Here is a 1,118-nt window from a genome sequence, read left to right as displayed (position 1 = left end):
TAATCACCCGGTGTCGTTACTGCAAATACGTTAGAAGCCTGTGCAACTCCTGGCAACATTTGGTAAGTAAAGGTTCCTGAACCTCCGGTCACATTAATAATCAATGATCCCGTATTATTACAATCTATCGCTGCATTTACTGATGCGCTCGCAGCAGTAATTTTTGGCAATGTTGTAATAGGTATATTACGTGTTGCAACACAACCATTGGCGTCTTTAACATAAACTTTTAAAGCATAAGATGAACCAGTATCAACAATACTAAACGTATTAGTAGTGAAATAGTTCGTTCCATCTATACTATAAGTGTAAGGACCTTTTCCTGTCCCTACGGTTTCATTAACTGTCACTGTAGCTGTATTTACAGAATTGTCTAATGCACATCCAAAAGCAGAAACCGATGACGATGCATCTACAAGTAACGCTAATGGCGTTCCAACCGTCTCTGTTTGTGTTTTAAAACAACCTCTACCAGAGGTAACAGTAATATCATATGATCTTGCTGACAATCCTGTAAAAATTTTACTCGACTGAGGACCCACAACTAATGCCGGACCTGAAGTAGCTGTCAAAGTATAAGTATATATTGGGTTATCATTTGCTACTGGTAAAACAACGGTTATAGTTCCGTTACTATCGCCATTACAACTTACATCTGTTGCTGTTGTACTGAAAGTAACCGCAGTTGGTGCCTCTAACACAACCGTTTTAGAAACCTGACAAGTAGTAACTGCGTCAGTAACTGTAACGGTATATGTATTGGCAGGTAAATTTGTAAATACATTTCCAACTAAAGCACCAGCTACCGGACTTATACTATAAGTGTAATTACTAGAACCTCCTGTTGCGTTTGCAGTAACTTCCCCAAGATTTGATGGACAAGTTACTACCGTACTTACCGTAGGTGATACTCCTAATGGAACCAAAACTGGAACAGTAACTACACCATTTCCACATCCGTTAAAGTCTTTTACCTGAACCGTATGAGATCCTGATGACAATCCTGTAATAGAAAAAGGAGCAACCAAATTTTGATAAACACCACCATCTACGCTATAGCTGTAAGGTGCGATTCCCGCAGTTGGCAAAGTAACATCTATTACAAAATTACCCTCAGT

At 39.1% G+C, this 1,118-nt stretch carries 1 pseudogene; it reads right to left on the bottom strand.

Annotated elements, in window-relative coordinates:
* A pseudogene (locus FNW52_RS20615) lies at positions 1 to 1,118 on the bottom strand (hypothetical protein); the annotation flags it as partial.

The organism is Flavobacterium sp. ZT3R18 (assembly GCF_007097385.1).
Lineage (GTDB): Bacteria > Bacteroidota > Bacteroidia > Flavobacteriales > Flavobacteriaceae > Flavobacterium.
Note: the sequence above shows the minus strand (reverse complement) of the source record. Positions and strands in the feature narration are given on the sequence as shown.